Raw genomic sequence first — 15,870 nt, 5'->3', positions numbered from 1 at the left:
CAACTGAATAACACGCGCCCGTAGCTCAACGGATAGAGCATCTGACTACGGATCAGAAGGTTTGGGGTTCGAATCCCTACGGGCGCACAGAGAGAAACCCGCCACCGGTGACCGGTGGCGGGTTTCTTCGTTCACGACCGAGGTGATCTACGCGTCTGTGGTGAGCACCACCAATTCAGTCGTCGCCCGTGTCATCGCCACATACCGGTCCACGGCCCCTTCGATGCCCTCGCCGAACGACTCCGGATCGACGAGCACCACGAGATCGAACTCGAGTCCCTTGGCGAGGGTCGGGGTCAGCGACCGGACCCGCTCGTTCCCGGCGTATCCTGGGTCGCCGATCAAGCAGACCGTGCCGTCGTCGTGTTCGGTCAGCCAGCGGTCGACGACCTCCGTGAGCTCGGATCGGCGTCCGTACCGCACGGGCAGGCCGGTGCGGCGCACCGAGGTCGGGACGTTGGCGTCGGGCAGCGCGGCGCGGATGACCGGTTCCGCGGCGGTCATGATCTCCTCGGGCGTCCGGTAGTTGATGGTCAGACCCGACTGGGCGACGTCGTCGAACCCGACCCGCCGCAACCGATCCGACCACGACTCGGTGAACCCGTGGCGGGCCTGGGCGCGGTCGCCGACCACCGTGAAGCTCCTCGACGGGCAACGGCTCAGGAGCATCTGCCACTGCGCGTCGGTCAGCTCCTGTGCCTCGTCGACGACGATGTGCGCGAACGGGCCGGCCAGCCGGTCCGGGGTGTCGCTGTCGGCGAGGACGCCGTCGTCGAGTGCGTTGCGCAGGTCCTCGCCGCGGAGCATCGTCATCAGACCCTCGCCGTCGTCGTGCACCTGCGCGGCGATGAGATCGTCGACCACCTGGCTCATCCGCGCGTGCTCGGTCTCGACGGTCGCACGCCTCCGACGTCTGCGCAGCGCGGCTTCGGGGTCCCCGACCCGGCGACGCGCGGCGTCGAGCAGCGGGAGGTCGGCGTCGGTCCAGGCGTCGGGGACGTCGCGCTGCAGGGCGCGCACCTCGTCCGGCGACAGCCACGGTGCGCACCGGCGCAGGTAGGCGGGCACCGACCACAGATCGCCGACGAGGTCCGCCGGCTGCAGAACCGGCCACGCGCGATTGAACGTCGACATCAGGTCCCGGTCGGCGGCCAGTGCCCGCCGCAGTGCGTGGAAGGGGACCTCGTCGTCGTGCTTGGCGGCGATGATGGAGACGAGTTCCTCCCACACCTCGTCGCGGCCGTCGTTGTGCGGCGTTCCCGGCTCGGGTATGTCGAAGGCCTCGGCCCAGTCCGCTGCCGTGAGAGTGACCTCGGCCCAGGGGGTTTCGACGACGAGCGGCGTCGTGGGTGGTTGTTCGTAGAAGGAGACCGCCGGCTCGACGGCCGTGACCATCCGCGCCGACGACTTCAGCTGTGTCACGCGTTCGTCGGATTCGCTTGTCGCCGAATCGCCTTCGACGACGAGGTCGGACAGGGTGCATGTCTGCACGCTCTCCTCGCCGAGGCTCGGCAGCACATCGGCGACGTAGGCGAGGTACGGGCGGTGCGGACCGACGACGAGGAGCCCGCCGCGGTTGCCGGCCAGTCGAGGGTCGGCGTAGACGAGATAGGCCGCCCGATGCAGGGCCACCACCGTCTTGCCCGTCCCGGGGCCGCCGTCGACGACCAGCGCACCGTGCGAACCGGCGCGGATGATCGCGTCCTGGTCGGCGGCGATCGTGCCCAGCACGTCCCGCATCCGCGGTGTACGGACTGCACCGAGGTCGGCGATGAATGCCGATTGGTCGTCGAGTGCGGCGTGACGGTCGAGGACCGCGGGGTCGTCGACGAAGACCTCATCCCAGTAGTCGGTGATGCGACCGCGCGTCCACCGGTAGCGGCGTCGACTGACGAGCCCCGCGGGATCGCGCAGGGTGGCGGCGAAGAACGGTGCCGCCACCGGTGTGCGCCAGTCGACGAGCAGGGTCTCGCCGGTGGAGTCCGTCAGGCCGAGTCGGCCGATGTAGAGCACCTCACCGTCGGTGCCGACGATGCGACCCAGACACGCCTCGAGGCTGAAACGCTGCAGGGCGCGTACGCGGGAGAGGGTTTCGTGGATCTCGAGATCACGGTCGAGGGCCCGGCGACCGCCGCCGCCCTCGGACCGGCGGAGCGCCTCGATCCGGCCGGTCGCGTCGGCGATGCTCTCGGCGAGACTCGTGGCGATCGTGGCGAAGTGGCGCTCGTCGTCGGCGATGAGAGCGGGGTCGGCTTTGGCGGACAGTCTGGGCGGGAGGTCGAAGGCGGTGCTGGGTTCAGGGGCGAGCGGCGTGGACGGCACGGACAAAGAGGCTCCGATGATGCGATGTGGATGGGACTTCCGGCAGGTGGGAAGGCGATTCTGCACCCTGCAGGGGGTCTTGCGGCAAGGCCCCGTCCAGCGCTTATGGTGAAGAGGGAAGAACATTCGGACACCTGGTGCGTTCTGGATTCAGACGCGCCGACCGTATCTGTTGCACGGTGTTTCCAGATGTGTGAAGGTGTCATCAGTTCACTCGTTGAACGATTTCGGTGGGGCCTGTCAGGGGGCTGCCGCCCCCGGGTATGGGGGTAGGGGCGGCAGCGCGGCGTCGGTCGACGTGGATTCCGCAGTGACACCAAGCCTCAAGTGCCGCCTTCGATCTGATCCGGTCAACCGGTTTGCTATGTGCTGAGCCTCGCGTGACCTGTTTTTCCGGACCGCGCGGGGTCACCGGAACCACGACCCGCCGTAAGGTCGAAGACAGACGACACTTCGACCGGAGGCCGACGATGGGACAGCCGTACAGCGGGCCGAACCGCGACGCCCGCGACCCGCGGGATCGTGGCGACGACCCGTACACGCAGACACCCGTGTCGCCGCAGCTGTATCCGCCGCTCGGTTACGCCCCGGACGGCACCGCCCTGTTCACCCCCGGCCAGCCGACGAACACCGAACTCCGGATCGCCGAGCAGGCCGAGCGCGAACAGGCCCGCGCCGCCGCCGAGTCGGCACCCGGGGCGGACGACGAGGCCCGCATCCCGAAGGTGTCCACCACGTCGCTCATCGTCTGCCTCGGACTCGTCGTGCTGGTCGCAGTGGCGATAGTCGGGTTCAGCGGCATGTTCCGGAACGAGCCCACCGAGCCGCCGCTCGCCGACCCGCCCACCACGATCGACACGGTCCCGCTTCCGCGCACGTTCGAACCGCCGCGGTTGACCCCCGAGGGGCCCGGCCGGTCGGCGCCCGGCGGACCCGACCAGCGCGTCAACCCGCAGGACAAGCCGGTGACCTACGAGGTCGCCATCGACGGTCAGGCGACCATCCTCTACGTCGACTCGATGGGCCTGCGGTCGGAGTTCGCGCCGTCGAATCCGTGGAGTGTCGAGTTCACCGGCGGCGACAATCCGTTGCGCCTGCTCGTGATCGCCGGGACGGGGAGCGGTGCCAAGTGTTCGATCACTGTCGACGGTGAGGTGGTCGTCGAGGACACCGTGACGGCGTCGTCGGCCCGCCGCACCGCCTCCTGTATTGCCTGACCGGCCGTGACGGGCGTCTCCGTGGTCGTCCACCTGATGGAGTGACCAGCACGTCCGATGTGTGATCGGCCCGTCGGCTCGCTACCGTAGTCGTGTGAGTTCCCCGCAGACAGCCCCCGACAGTGGGCAGTCCTCCGCCTCCACGGACGAGTTCAAGACAGTGCTGACGTGGCGTGGTGAGGACACCGATCGGCTCGAACAGGTGCGCCTGGTGGTCTCCGGCTCGCGCGTGAAGGCCTACGGCCGGATCATCGCCGCCGAGACCGACGACCACGAGGCCTTCTCGGCGTCGTACGAGTTGCAGACCACGGAGTCCGGCGTCACCAAACGCCTCACCGTGCACCTCATCTGCGAAGCGGGGGAGACCCAATTCGGCATCACCCGCGACAACGAGGGCACTTGGCTCATCCGGCGTCCCGACGGCGAGATCATCCAGTCGGACTTCGACGGTGCCGAGGACGTCGACCTCGCCCTGTCGCCGATGTTCAACGCGCTCCCGCTGCGCCGCAAGGCGCTGACCGCGGCAGACGGGGCCGTCGACGTCCCGGTCGTGTACATGTACCTGCCGAGCGGCGAGGTCAAGGCGGCGACGATGTCCTACACCGCCACCGCGACCGGCATCGACCTCGTGTCGCCGCTCGCGACCACCACGATCACCCTCGACGAGAACGGTTTCGTCGCCGACTACCCGGGACTCGCCCGCAGGGTCTGACTAACCCACCCAGACCCGGCCCTGGTGGGCCTGGCGGCGGAGTTCCTCCTGCCAGCCCGGCTCGCCGATGGTCACCCCGCTGATCGGTTCCGGCTCGCCCTCGTGCAGTCGTTCGTATGCGACGCGTGCGCGATGCCCGTCGTCGATCAGGATCTCCGTGGTCCCGTGGTCGCGCAGCTCGTCGCGCGCGGCGATCAGCCGGTCGATGGTCTCGCTGAGCACGTTCAGGACGGCGACGCCGTTGGCCTCGATCATCGCCCGCTGCAGCGCGGGGGCGGTTCCGGCGACTCGGGTCCCGTCGCGGAAACTGCCGGCCGCCAGACGCAGGGCGAGGTCGCTCTCGCCGGCGCCGACCGCGGCGGTCGCGGCCGCCGTGAGATGCGGCATGTGCGAGATCGCGGCAACGGCACGATCATGGGCGTCGGGCGCCACCGGCACCACCTGCGAGCCCGCCAGCCGGGCGATCGACGCGACGGCCAGCCAGTCGTCGGCGTTGCTGTGGTCGGTCGTGGTGACCGCCCACATCGCTCCGCGGAACAGTGTCGGATCGGTCGCCGACCAGCCGGATCGGCTCGTCCCGGCCATCGGATGACCGCCGACGTAGCGCGCACCGGGATGCGCACGGGCGATCACCTTCTCGACTTCCTGCTTGACGCTGATGACGTCGGTGAGCAACGCGCCGGGCGCATGTTCGGCGATGGCCGCGACGATCGGTTCGATCGTCGTGACCGGCGTCGCCAGCACCACAACGGCATCCGTCTCGGCCGCCCGGCGCAGGGTGGCGACGAGGTCCGTCGACGCCTGGTAACCGTCGGCGGTCGCTGCGTCGACGGTCGCCGACGATCGGTTGTAGCCGAACGTTTCGTGGCCGGCGTCGTGCAGGACGCGCAGCAGCGAGCCACCGATCAGACCCAGACCCAACACGCACACCGGCGTCGTGGGCGCAGAACGCGAGGACGACGAGTCAGCAGTCACGCTGACAACGTTCCCATACCTTGATCGATGCCCGTCCCGGGACTTGGGACTGCCGGTGATAGCGGCTACGGTTTCTCCATGGCCGGTGCCGGATTTGGGAAGTCGGGGTCGAACGCGCAAGACGTGGACGACGACATCGACGGTTTCGCCGTTGCGGTGGTCCGTGACGAGAGCGGATGGAAGGTCTCTGCGCTCAAGCCGTCGGCGCTCACCGATCTCGAGGACGCCGAAAGACAACTTCGTGAGCTCCGTTCCGCCGGTGCGGTCTTCGGCCTGCTCGACGTCGACGACGAGTTCTTCATCGTCATCCGTCCCGCGCCGGCGGGCGCTCGTATGCTGCTCTCCGATGCGACCGCGGCGATCGACTACGACGTCGCGGCCGACGTCCTCGACGCCCTGAACCTCGACGTCCCGGACATCGACCCGGACGAGCTCGACACCATCGACCCGTGGGAGGAAGGCGACCTCGCCGTCCTGGCCGACCTGGGCCTGCCCGACGCGGTGATGAGCATCATCGTCGGCGACACCGACCTCTACGCCGACGAGCAGCTCGGCATGATCGCCGCCCGACTCGGCTTCGCCGACGAGCTGGGCAAGGTTCTCGACTCTCTCGGACACTGACCGGCGCCCGATGAGCGCGCCCGCCTGGGAGAGCATGGTCCGCGCGGCACTCGACGCCGCATCGTTGTCGGGAACCGACGACGTCCCGATCGGTGCCGTGGTCTTTGACCCCGAGGGTGTCGAGCTCGCGCGCGCGGCAAATCGCCGCGAAGCTGACGGTGACCCGACCGCACACGCCGAGGTGCTCGCCCTCCGTGCTGCCGCTCAGGCGTTCGGTGACGGCTGGCGACTCCCCGGGTGCACGATCGCGGTGACCGTCGAGCCGTGCACGATGTGCGCCGGCGCGATCACGCTCTCCCGCGTCGACGCGCTCGTCTTCGGGGCGTGGGAGCCCAAGACCGGCGCGGTCGGATCCCTGTGGGACGTCGTACGCGACCCGCGCCTCACACATCGCCCCCAGGTGAAGGGCGGCGTCCTCGAGGACGAGTGCCGGGCGCTGATGGTCGACTTCTTCGCGGCCAAACGCGAGCGCTGAGGCCGACTGCCGAATCGGGCACAAAAAGATCGGGGAGATATCAGGGTCGCGACCGATGGTCGGTGTCGTGCTGCTCTGGCAGATTGGACAGGTAGTCCCATCAGATCTCGAGGAGTAGCCATGTCCGACCCGGCCGACAAGGTCACCGCAGCCTTCGACACCGCCAAGTCCAAGATCAACGAACTGGCCGAGAGCGGCAAGGTGCAGGAAGCACTGGGCACCGCCCGCGACAAGATCGACGAGTTCGTCGAGAGCAAGCAGGTCCAGGATGCGCTCGGCACCGCCAAGGACAAGCTGAGCGAACTCGCCGAGAACGAGAAGGTCCAGGACGCCGTGACCACGGCCAAGGACAAGATCACCGAGGTCGCCCAGAAGTTCGGCAACCGCTGATCGCCCTCTGACCTGCAATTTCTGCAGGTCGGTGAGCGTCTGTGGCACCGTGGAAACCAGGAGTCAGCTCCTGACGACCCCTGCGTCGAGCCACTGGCGCGACGGTCGCCGAGTTCTTCCACCTCGGCCGGCACCGGGCCGCGCCGAACCTCACCGAGGAGGCTTCATGGGAACCACTGACGACGCCAAGAACAAAGCCGAAGAGCTGAAGGGCCGTGGCAAGGAAGCTGCCGGCAGCCTCACCGACGATCAGGATCTGAAGAACGAGGGCAAGGGCGACAAGGCCCAGGCCCAGGGCAAGCAGAAGATCAGCGAGGCCGCCGACGCCGTCAAGGGCAAGGTCGACGACGTCAAGGACAAGCTCACCGGCCACTGAGGTGCCCGCTGCACCCGGTTTTATGGCTCTGACCAGCTGATTTAAGACTCACAGCCCTGCTGCGGTACAGTCTTTCGCGGTGGCGTGTCCGAGCGGCCGAAGGTGCAGCACTCGAAATGCTGTGTGCGGTAACCCCGTACCGAGGGTTCAAATCCCTCCGCCACCGCCAGAGATGACCCCCCGTCCTCACGGATGGGGGGTCATTTCTCTTCGGGGACCCCGTCGCGGAGAAATCTGAGGGCATCCTCGGTCTCGGCGACCCGGTCCGCGCCGAGTGCCGCCTCCCACCGCACGCGAATGCGGTCGAAGGCCGCGCTTCCGACTCTGATGGCCTCGCGTCCGCGGGCGGTGATGCGCAAACTCTTGCGCCGGGCGTCGTCGGCGTCCGCGGCGCGTTCGACGTAACCCAACCCTTCCAGCGCGGTGATCGTCTTCGCGGCGGCCTGACGCGAGACGCCCAGGCGCCGGGCGAGAGATGCCGCGTTGCCCGCTCCGTCGTCGATGGCCTCCATGGCGAGTTCGTTGGTCACGGTGAGGCCCGGGTGCCCGGCGTCGGCCAGTTCTTCGACGACCTCGCGCGTCATCGCATCGAAGGTCTCGAGCAGCAAGCGGGCGAACTGGGCCCCGCGGGAAACATCCACGACCGGAGGTTACCGACCGCCTCGGCTGTTGACAACCAGGTTGACAGAAATCTACCGTATTGACAACCAGGTTGACAGAACGAGGGAATGGTCATGAGTGTGGAAGCGCGTAGTACAACCAGGGCGACGATCCCCGAGGTGGAACACCACGTCGCGTACGTGAACGGGACGTCGCTGCACTATGTCTCGGCGGGGAGCGGTGGTTCGCCCATCCTGCTCGTCCACGGATTCCCGGAGTCGTGGTGGACATTCCACCGATTGATCCCATTGTTGGCGAAGAACCACCAGGTGTTCGCCGTCGATCTGCGCGGTTTCGGTGACTCTGCGGTCGCGGGCGAAGGCTTCGGTGGTGCCATGGCGGCGGATGATCTACATCAGCTCATCCGGTACCTCGCTGTTGGTCCCATGCATGTTCTGGCGCAGGACATCTCGGGCGGCTCGGTCTATCGGCTCGCCTCCGCGCATCCCGAACTCGTGCGGAGCCTGATCGGGGTGGAGATGGGGCTCGCCGGGTTCGGTCTCGAAGGGTTCGCCGATGTCGTCCACGGGGGATCGTGGCACATCGGTGCGTTGGCCGCACCGGGGATCGCCGATCTGCTGTTCGCCGGGCGGGAACGGAAAGTCCTCGGCGACTGGGCGTTTCCGACGATGACGCGTGTCGAGGGGGCGGTCGACGAAGCCGATCTCGACGAGTTCGTGCGGGTGTTCGCGCGAGAAGGTGGCTGGCGAGGAGCGGCAGGCCTGTATCGATCCATGCTCTCCGAGGGTGATGAGTTCCGGGCCAAGGCGGTGGTGTCGTTGACCATGCCGATGCTCGCGGTGGGAACCTACGGTGGCCCGTTCACCGCTCGGACACTGGCTCAGATCTCCGCAGGGCCCGTCTCGACGATCGAGTTCGACGGCGTCGGGCATCATGTCGCGCTCGAGGCGCCGGACCGCTTGGCGCAGGCGATCGACGATTTCCTGACCGACGTCGACGGCTGACACCTCGACGGTCGGTCGCGGTCACGCGGGATGCATTTGTGCTCCGAGCACAAACGCCCCTCCCAAGTCTGGCCTCCGGGGCCGTTCCAGATCACTGTGCGGTTGCTTAGTGTTCTGGATCACATGCCGGAGGACAAACGTCGACTGCCTGGGGAGGACCTACCGTGACCAGTTCCTATTTCGCGTGGGACCTGACAAATCGTGGCGACGCACCGTGCGTACGCGACGACGTGACCGCACTCGACTACGCGGCCTTCGCCGAACGTGTCGACGCCGCGGCCGAGCAGTTCGCCGCTCGAGGTGTCGGACGGGGTGACGTGGTGGCGACCTTCCTGCCGAACCGCGTCGAACTACTGATCACGTTGATGGCGGCCTGGCGACTCGGGGCGGTCGCCACGCCCGTCAATCCCGCCTTCACACCCGACGAGGCCGAGTACCAGCTCGCGGACTCGGGTGCACGCCTCGTCGTCGGAGTGACCGCCGGCGGCACCGATGCCCATCGCGACTTCCTCCCCGTCGACGATCTCGCCACCTCGCCGAACCCGCGCTGGCGGGCCCCGGCCGCGCCGAGCTTCGACGACGACGCCCTGCTCATCTACACGTCCGGCTCGACCGGCCGCCCCAAGGGGGTGCGCCTCTGCCACGGGAACCTGCACCACATGGGATCGTCGATGGCGCAGCACTTCTCGCTCACCGATCGGGACCATGCCCTTCTCGTGTTGCCGCTGTTCCACGTCAACGCCATCTGCGTGAGCTTCCTGGCGCCGATGCTCGTCGGCGGGCAATTGAGCATCACCGGCAAGTTCTCGCCCAGCCGATTCTTCGACGACGTCGCGCGACTGAGACCGACGTACTTCTCTGCGGTTCCGACCATCTACGCACTCCTCGTCTCGCAGCCCGGCCTCACCCCGGATGCCACCGCGTCGCTGCGATTCGCGGTCTGCGGCGCTGCCCCGATCTCCAAGGAACTGCTCGACCGTGTCGAACAGGCCTTCGGCATCCCGATCGTCGAGGGTTACGGGCTCACCGAGGGCACGTGTGCGTCTGCCTGCAACCCGGTCGACGGAGTGCGCAAACTCGGCACGGTCGGGCCTGCGCTTCCGGGCCAGCACATCGTCATCGTCGACGCCACGGGATCCGAGGTGCCGGTCGGTGAGATCGGCGAGGTTGTCATCAGCGGCCCGAATGTCATGCGCGGCTATCTGAATCGTCCCGACGCCACTGCGTCGACGGTCGTCGACGGCCGGTTGCACACCGGTGACGTCGGCCGCCTCGACTCCGACGGCTACCTGACCCTCGTCGACCGGATCAAGGACATGATCATCCGCGGTGGCGAGAACATCTACCCGAAGGAGATCGAGAACGCGCTCGCCACCCACCCCGACGTCCTCGAATGCGCCGTCGTCGGCGCCCCCGACGAGCTCTACGGCGAGCTGCCGGTCGCCTTCGTGGTCGCCTACCCGGACCGCAGCCCGTCCGCCGAGGAACTCACCGCCCACATCGCCGACCGGCTCGCGAAGGTCAAGCAGCCCAGCGTGATCCACGTCGTCGAGGCACTGCCGCGCAATCCCGTCGGCAAGATCGACAAGCCGACCCTGCGCAACGAGTTGCGCAGCCCGGCAACCATCTGAACGACCCCGAACGCTCCACCAACTCGCAGCCGTCGGGCTGCCGAGGCGATACCCCACGCGCCGCGGACCCCCGCGACGCCCGAAACCGGTGCCGGCCACCGCAAGAAGGAGTGCACAGCAATGGGACTCACCCAACCCGATTTCCCGCAAGTGGACCCGGAGACATTCCTCCAGAGACCGTTCTTCGACCGCATCCGCACACTCGGCGCCCATTGGGCCGATTACGGATTCGGCACACCGAAGATGGTGCACATCATCTATCTGGCGAAGGTCTTCGTCTTCTACGTCGGCGTGGGGATCACCATCGCGACCCTCACGTCCGGGCTCAACCCACTGCACGTCACCGAGTGGTGGAACCAGCCCATCGTCTACCAGAAGGCGATCCTGTGGACGGTGCTGGTGGAGATCCTCGGCATCGGCGGCTCCTGGGGTCCGCTGGCCGGCCACTTCAAGCCGATGACCGGCGGCCTCCTCTACTGGTTGCGCCCCAAGACGATTCGGCTCCCACCGTGGCCCGACAAGGTGCCCTTCACCAAGGGTGATTCCCGCTCCCCCTTCGACGTCGCGATCTATGCGCTCATCCTGACGAATCTCGTTGTGGCGATCGCACTTCCGGGTGTCACCTCGAACTCGCTCGACGCCGCGATGGCCGACAACCAGGGCCTGGTCAACCCGACCCTGATGTACCCGCTGATCGCCCTGATCGTCGTGATGGGACTACGGGACAAGGTCATCTTCCTGGCCGGACGATCCGAGCAGTATCTGCCCGCCATGATCTTCTTCGGAATCCTGCCGTTCGTGGACATGATCCTCGCGCTCAAGCTGCTGATCGTGACCGTCTGGGTCGGTGCCGGCATCTCCAAGATGGGCCACCACTTCTCGATGGTGATCCCGCCGATGCTGTCGAACACCCCGTGGCTGCCGAGCAAGACCGTCAAGCGTTCGCATTACCGCAACTTCCCTGAGGACATGCGGCCGTCGAAGCTGGCCGGCGGTGTCGGACATGTGCTGGGCACCATCGTCGAGATCGTCACGCCCCTGGTGCTGCTGTTCTCCACCAACAAGACCCTCACCGTGGCCGCGGTCGTGCTGATGGTGTGCTTCCACCTCTTCATCCTGTCGACGTTCCCGCTGGCCGTCCCCCTCGAATGGAACATGCTGTTCGCCTACGCGTCGGTGTTCCTGTTCCTCGGGTTCCCGGCTTGGGACGGTTACGCCCTCACCGACACGTCGACCCCGTGGGGCCTGGTGCTGATCGTCGCGGCGCTCTGCTTCTTCCCGGTCCTGGGCAACCTGCGGCCCGACCTCGTCTCCTTCCTGCCGTCGATGCGTCAGTACGCCGGCAACTGGGCGTCGGCGACCTGGGCGTTCGCGCCGGGCGCCGAGGAGAAACTCGACAAGCACGTCGTGCGGCCGGCCAAGAACACCCGCACGCAGCTGCTCGAGTCGTACCCGCCCGAGGTCGCCGATGTGGTGATGCACCAGTTGCTCGCCTGGCGGTCGCTGCACAGCCAGGGACGCGCGCTGTACTCGCTGATGATGCGTCACCTCGGTTCCGACATCGACACCTACACCCTGCGGGAGGCAGAGTTCTCCTGTAACTCGCTGGTGGCCTTCAACTTCGGCGACGGACACCTCCACGACGAGAAGCTGATCGCCGCCCTGCAGCGACGCTGCAACTTCGCGCCGGGTGAGTTCACCGTCGCGTGGATCGAGTCGCAACCGATCCACAAGGGCACGCAGAGCTACAAGGTGATCGACGCCGCGCTGGGTGTCATCGAGACCGGCACCTACCGGGTCGTCGACGCGATCAACGAACAGCCCTGGCTGCCGAACGGGCCGATCCCGTTCGAGGTCGAGTGGACGCTCGACGTTGACGCCCGTCGCGCGGTCACCGATCCTGAGGTGGTGCGTGAACCGCAGATGCGCCGCAACGACCGCGGCACGTCGCCCGTACCGGCGACAGACCAGGTGCAGCAGTGACCACTGCTGTCGTGGTCGGCGGCGGGCCCAACGGGCTCGCCGCCGCCCTGCACCTGGCCCGCAACGGGGTGCAGGTGACGGTACTGGAAGCCGCCGACACGGTCGGGGGTGGCGCACGGTCCGGCGAACTGACCGTCCCGGGCGTCATCCACGACCACTGTTCGGCGTTCCATCCGCTCGGAGTGGGGTCGCCGTTCTGGGCCGAGGTCGGGCTCGAGAAGTACGGGCTGGTGTGGAAGTGGCCGGAGATCGACTGCGCCCACCCGCTCGATTCCGGTGACGCCGCGCTGCTGTACCAGTCGATCACCGAGACCGCCGCCGGCCTCGGTTCCGACGGCAGCCGCTGGCAGTCGCTGTTCGGCGATCTGGCCGAACACTTCGACGACCTCGGCGAGGACCTGCTCCGGCCGATCGTCAACGTCCCCGGGCACCCGATCCGTCTGGCGAGCTTCGGTCCTCGCGCGGTGCTGCCGGCGACCGTGCTCGCGCGGTGGTTCCGAACCGACCGGGCGCGTGCGCTCTACGGCGGCATCGCCGCGCATCTGTTCTCCCGTCTCGACCGGCCGTTGACGGCTTCACTCGGTCTGATGATCGCCGCAAGCGGGCATCGATACGGGTGGCCGGTTGCCGAGGGCGGTTCCGGCGCCATCATCGCGGCGGTGTCGGCGGCGCTGCTCGACGCCGGCGGCAAGATCGAGACCGGAGTCCGGGTCAGCTCCCGTGCGGACATCCCGCCGGCCGACCTCGTCCTGCTGGATCTGTCGCCCGCACAAGTGCTCTCGATCTACGGTGACGCCATGCCTGCGCGAGTTCGCCGTTCTTACCGGCGGTACCGAGTCGGGTCGTCGGCTTTCAAGGTCGATTTCGCCATCGACGGCGACATCCCGTGGACCAATCCGGATTGCGTGCGGGCCGGAACCGTCCACCTCGGCGGCGATTTCGACGAGGTCGCGTACACGGAGAAGCAGCGCGCCGCGGGGGTCATGCCGTCCCGGCCCTTCGTCCTGCTCGGTCAGCAGTATGTCGCCGATCCGAGCAGGAGCGCGGGCGGCATCAACCCGATCTACGCCTACGCGCACGTCCCACGGGGCTTCGACGGCGACGCCACCGATCAGATCGTGGCGCAGATCGAGAGGTTCGCGCCGGGCTTCCGCGACCGCATCGTCGCCACGACGAGTATGGGCACCGAGTCGCTGCACCAGGGCAACGCCAACTTCGCGGCCGGCGACATCATCGGCGGCGCGAACGACGGCCTGCAGATGGTCCTGCGACCCCGCCTCGCGGTCGATCCGTACTCGACAGGCGTTCCGGGCGTGTACATCTGCTCGCAGGCGAGCCCGCCGGGCGCCGGTGTGCACGGGTTGTGCGGCTACCACGCCGCCGAGTCGGCGCTACGGCACCGCCGAAAGGGTTCGGTGCGGTGACCGGTTCGGGTTCCTTCCGGTCGATGTCGACGGCCGCCGGTGACGCCGCCCGCGACCGGCTGGCCGGGGTGCCCGCCGCCGCCGGTTCCGAGCTCCTCGAACATGCGGCGCTGGTGGCGAAGATGTTGCGGGAGAGCGAACCCGAGATCGTCGCCGAACTGAGCTCGATGATGACGGGCATCGATCAGCTCGACACCGACCCGAAACTCGTCGAGCTCCTCGAGGCCAGCGTCCACGGTAACGTGTCGACGATCATTCACGTACTCGCCAACGACATTCCCATCGAGCATCTCCAACCCGCCACTGCAGCAGTGGAATACGCGCTTCGGCTGGCGCAGCGTGACGTGCCGTCGAATTCGCTCGTCCGCGCGTATCACCTGGGTCAGAACAATGTGATGCACCGCTGCTACCGGTTGGTGGAAGAACTCGACCTCGACGCCGGAGCGTCGATGGCACTGACCCGACACATCTCCGACGTCGTCTTCGGTTACATCGACTGGATAACGCTCTACGTGTTCGAGGCCTACGAGGACGAGCGCCGCCGGTGGCTGGGCGTCGAGGGCAACGTGCAGTCGGCCGCCATCCACACGTTCCTCGACAGCCTCGACGCCGACGACCGCGACTTCGAGAGCGAGACCGGATACCGCCTGGAGCGGCGGCATCTGGCGCTCATCGTGTGGTCGGCCGACGACGACCCGCGCGGGCTGGGCGTGCTCACCCACGTGGCGCGCGACCTGGCCGTACAGATAGGCGGGGGAGGGGACCCGATCGTCACCGCCATCGACCGGTCGACCGTGTGGGCCTGGATTCCGCTGGGGGTTCGCGGCGGGGAGGACAACCTCGCGCAGGCCTCGATACCGACGGGAGTCAGGGTGGCGTGGGGACTCCCCGCATCGGGTGCCCGCGGCTTCCGACGCACGCACGAACAGGCCCGTGCCGCCTATTCGGTCGCGACGACGCCGGGGAGTTCGGCGGGCCAGGTCGTCGGCTTCGGCGACCGGGGCGTCGCCGTCGTGTCTCTGCTTGCCCGCGAACTGGATTCGACGCGGGCCTGGGTCCACGAGGTGCTGGGCGGGCTCGCGGAGGACACCCCGAACGCGGCGATGCTGCGCGAGACGCTGTCGGTGTACTTCGCCACGAAGGAGAGTCACCTCCACACCGCCGAACGGCTGAACCTGCACCGCAACACGGTGAAGTACCGGGTCGGGAAGGCGCTGGCCGAGGTGCCGCGCGACCGCGACCGCCTCGACCTCGCCCTGGCCCTCAAGGTCTGCGAGTTCCTCGGCCCCACGGTTCTCGACCGCTGAGGCCGTCCGGTCAGCCGATCGCGGTCCGGTTCACCTGTGCGGTGCTCTGCTGTCTCGCCGCGACGGGAGACAGTGCCACCGCGATGGTGCCGGTCACAACCAGGTGAGACGGGATCTGGGCGTGGAGTGTTCGGCGGTGCCGGGACAGGTCGACGACGGTGATGTCGAGCATCGGCCCTGTCGAGCCGGCCCCGGGGAACGCGACGTCGAGGATCGACGAGTGGAGGGGAAGCGCCGCGTCGATGGCGACGACCGCGCGTCCGTGGGAGACGACCACCGAGGTCATGCGGGTCACCAGCGTCGGGTACCACTCCGACGGCTCGCACGAGGACTGGCTCACGGGCAGTCCGTCGGCGTCGAGATAGAAGGCGACCTTGCGTCGAAGGGATTCTTCTCGCAACGAGAGCTCGCCCGCGAGGATGTCGTCCCCGGCGGCGTCGAGCTGGGCTCCCCAGGTGGATGCATCGAAGGTTCTGGTCACTTCTGACCCCTCTCGGCGACGGACTGCGTTCTCACAGTGTGACCGATGAGGAATGGTTCTGCACCTCGACGCGGCGGAAAAACATTGACCAACAACGTGATTGAGGATTCTGGCGGGCGGGCGCACACACGCTGGACCAGGCGCCGATCCGGCGCGAACGACGATCGGGTCCCCGACCACGATCTCGTCGTGTCTCCGATCATGGCGCAACCGGCGAACCTCCGCACCTCGGACACGCCGTTGTCGATCGTTCGGGGGAGCCGCGATACCGGCTAGCCGGTAGCCCCGTCCACCGGTCAGCCTCCGGTCGGGTTGGCGGTCAGCATCGACG

At 67.8% G+C, this 15,870-nt stretch carries 15 protein-coding genes and 2 tRNA genes; 13 read left to right on the top strand and 4 right to left on the bottom strand.

Going from position 1 to position 15,870, the window contains the following annotated elements; all coding sequences use genetic code 11:
* The first annotated feature begins 14 nt into the window (after positions 1–14).
* Positions 15–87 (top strand) — tRNA-Arg (locus OK17_RS01290).
* Positions 88–147: 60 nt separating this feature from the next.
* On the opposite strand, the gene helR is transcribed toward OK17_RS01290, so the two are convergent.
* A complete protein-coding gene (helR, locus tag OK17_RS01285; RefSeq protein WP_461416438.1) occupies positions 148–2,328 on the bottom strand; it encodes an RNA polymerase recycling motor ATPase HelR in 2,181 nt (726 codons plus the stop codon).
* Positions 2,329–2,792: 464 nt separating this feature from the next.
* On the opposite strand from helR, the gene OK17_RS01280 reads away from it, so the two are divergent.
* Both OK17_RS01280 and OK17_RS01275 read left to right on the top strand, forming a co-directional pair.
* A complete protein-coding gene (locus OK17_RS01280; protein WP_232717416.1) occupies positions 2,793–3,539 on the top strand; it encodes a hypothetical protein in 747 nt (248 codons plus the stop codon).
* A 61-nt stretch (positions 3,540–3,600) separates the two neighbouring features.
* A complete protein-coding gene (locus OK17_RS01275) occupies positions 3,601–4,251 on the top strand; it encodes a putative glycolipid-binding domain-containing protein (protein WP_232717415.1) in 651 nt (216 codons plus the stop codon).
* Here the strand turns inward: OK17_RS01275 and OK17_RS01270 are convergent, their stop codons facing one another.
* Positions 4,252–5,226 (bottom strand): prephenate dehydrogenase, encoded by a 975-nt coding sequence (locus tag OK17_RS01270; RefSeq protein ID WP_232717413.1) that lies wholly within the window; start codon positions 5,224–5,226, stop codon positions 4,252–4,254.
* A gap of 78 nt (positions 5,227–5,304) precedes the next feature.
* On the opposite strand from OK17_RS01270, the gene OK17_RS01265 reads away from it, so the two are divergent.
* The 5 genes from OK17_RS01265 (at position 5,305) to OK17_RS01245 (ending at position 7,257) form a co-directional block, all read left to right on the top strand.
* On the top strand, positions 5,305–5,847 hold the full coding sequence (locus OK17_RS01265; RefSeq protein ID WP_232717411.1) for a tRNA adenosine deaminase-associated protein: 543 nt from the start codon (positions 5,305–5,307) through the stop codon (positions 5,845–5,847).
* 10 nt (positions 5,848–5,857) lie between these two features.
* Positions 5,858–6,322: a nucleoside deaminase gene (locus tag OK17_RS01260; RefSeq protein WP_232717409.1), complete on the top strand. Its 465-nt coding sequence runs from the start codon at positions 5,858–5,860 to the stop codon at positions 6,320–6,322.
* Positions 6,323–6,442: 120 nt separating this feature from the next.
* Positions 6,443–6,712: a hypothetical protein gene (locus OK17_RS01255; protein WP_232717408.1), complete on the top strand. Its 270-nt coding sequence runs from the start codon at positions 6,443–6,445 to the stop codon at positions 6,710–6,712.
* A gap of 166 nt (positions 6,713–6,878) precedes the next feature.
* Positions 6,879–7,088 carry a CsbD family protein gene (locus tag OK17_RS01250; RefSeq protein ID WP_006867147.1) on the top strand — a complete coding sequence of 70 codons (210 nt, stop codon included), beginning with the start codon at positions 6,879–6,881 and terminating at the stop codon, positions 7,086–7,088.
* A 78-nt stretch (positions 7,089–7,166) separates the two neighbouring features.
* Positions 7,167–7,257: transfer RNA gene (locus tag OK17_RS01245), tRNA-Ser, on the top strand.
* Between the two features lie 31 nt (positions 7,258–7,288).
* On the opposite strand, the gene OK17_RS01240 is transcribed toward OK17_RS01245, so the two are convergent.
* Positions 7,289–7,729: a MarR family winged helix-turn-helix transcriptional regulator gene (locus OK17_RS01240; RefSeq protein WP_232717384.1), complete on the bottom strand. Its 441-nt coding sequence runs from the start codon at positions 7,727–7,729 to the stop codon at positions 7,289–7,291.
* Positions 7,730–7,822: 93 nt separating this feature from the next.
* Here OK17_RS01240 and OK17_RS01235 point away from each other — a divergent pair, with 93 nt between their 5' ends.
* The 5 genes from OK17_RS01235 (at position 7,823) to OK17_RS01215 (ending at position 15,058) form a co-directional block, all read left to right on the top strand.
* Positions 7,823–8,713: an alpha/beta fold hydrolase gene (locus tag OK17_RS01235; RefSeq protein WP_461416437.1), complete on the top strand. Its 891-nt coding sequence runs from the start codon at positions 7,823–7,825 to the stop codon at positions 8,711–8,713.
* A gap of 164 nt (positions 8,714–8,877) precedes the next feature.
* Entirely contained in the window at positions 8,878–10,344 is a 1,467-nt protein-coding gene (locus OK17_RS01230) for a class I adenylate-forming enzyme family protein (RefSeq protein WP_461416436.1), read from the top strand.
* A 120-nt stretch (positions 10,345–10,464) separates the two neighbouring features.
* Positions 10,465–12,327, top strand: a complete 1,863-nt coding sequence (locus tag OK17_RS01225) for a DUF3556 domain-containing protein (protein ID WP_461416435.1) — start codon at positions 10,465–10,467, stop codon at positions 12,325–12,327.
* Positions 12,324–13,751: a phytoene desaturase family protein gene (locus OK17_RS01220; protein ID WP_461416434.1), complete on the top strand. Its 1,428-nt coding sequence runs from the start codon at positions 12,324–12,326 to the stop codon at positions 13,749–13,751. The genes OK17_RS01225 and OK17_RS01220 overlap by 4 nt, the downstream gene beginning before the upstream one ends.
* Before the next feature lie 23 nt (positions 13,752–13,774).
* The gene (locus OK17_RS01215) at positions 13,775–15,058 is read left to right on the top strand and encodes a PucR family transcriptional regulator (RefSeq protein WP_461416458.1); all 1,284 of its coding nucleotides are present in this window, start codon (positions 13,775–13,777) and stop codon (positions 15,056–15,058) included.
* A 10-nt stretch (positions 15,059–15,068) separates the two neighbouring features.
* Here the strand turns inward: OK17_RS01215 and OK17_RS01210 are convergent, their stop codons facing one another.
* Positions 15,069–15,539, bottom strand: a complete 471-nt coding sequence (locus OK17_RS01210; protein ID WP_461416433.1) for a hypothetical protein — start codon at positions 15,537–15,539, stop codon at positions 15,069–15,071.
* Positions 15,540–15,870 lie beyond the last annotated feature (331 nt).

It is taken from the genome of Gordonia sp. GN26, from assembly GCF_054823965.1.
Note: the sequence above shows the minus strand (reverse complement) of the source record. Positions and strands in the feature narration are given on the sequence as shown.